Raw genomic sequence first — 697 nt, 5'->3', positions numbered from 1 at the left:
GTCAGCGGCCTCAAGACCATGGCCATAAAAAAAGGCGACAAGTGGGTGATCAACGGCACCAAGACCTTCATCAGCAAGTGCGACAAGGACAACGTCTTTTTCATCGTGATCGCCGTGACCGACAAGGAAGCCTCCACCAAGGACCGCTTCACCGCCTTTCTGATCGACAAGGACATGCCCGGCGTGCGCGTGGGCCGCGAGATCCCCGTGATCGGCGCCATGCCCACCTGGGACCTGATTTTAGAGGATGTGGAAGTGGGCGACGAGGCCATTCTCGGCGAGATCGGCAAGGCCTTCATTCCCTTGCAGAACCGCTTTGGCGTACGCCGCATCGAGCTGGCCTCGCGCTGCACGGGCATGGCCGAGCGCATCATCCAGATGATGATCGACCAGGCCAACACGCGGGTGACCTTTGGCAAGCTGTTGGCCGACCGCCAGACCATCCAGAACTGGATCGCCGACGCACCATGCAGCTGGAGAGCGTGCGCTGGATGCTCTACTACGCCTCCTGGAAGAGCGATCAGGGGATCACCGACCTGCGCATCGAAGGCTCCTCGCTGAAAGTCCTGGCCACGGAGATGCTCTGGGATATCGCCGACAAGGCCATCCAGATGCACGGCGGCGTGGGCCTCTCCAAGGAACTGGGCATCGAGTACGTGGCCCGCATGGTAAGGATCTGGCGCATCCTCGAAGGGCC

Annotated in this window: 1 pseudogene; it reads left to right on the top strand. The window is 61.3% G+C overall.

Annotated elements, in window-relative coordinates:
- Positions 1 to 18: 18 nt before the first annotated feature.
- Positions 19 to 697: pseudogene (locus tag JCM12296_RS35390) on the top strand (acyl-CoA dehydrogenase); the annotation flags it as partial.

This window comes from Desulfosarcina cetonica JCM 12296 (assembly GCF_001311845.1).
Classification (GTDB): domain Bacteria; phylum Desulfobacterota; class Desulfobacteria; order Desulfobacterales; family Desulfosarcinaceae; genus Desulfosarcina; species Desulfosarcina cetonica.
The sequence above is the reverse complement of the archived record's forward strand: the minus strand, read 5'-3'. Positions and strand labels throughout refer to the sequence as shown.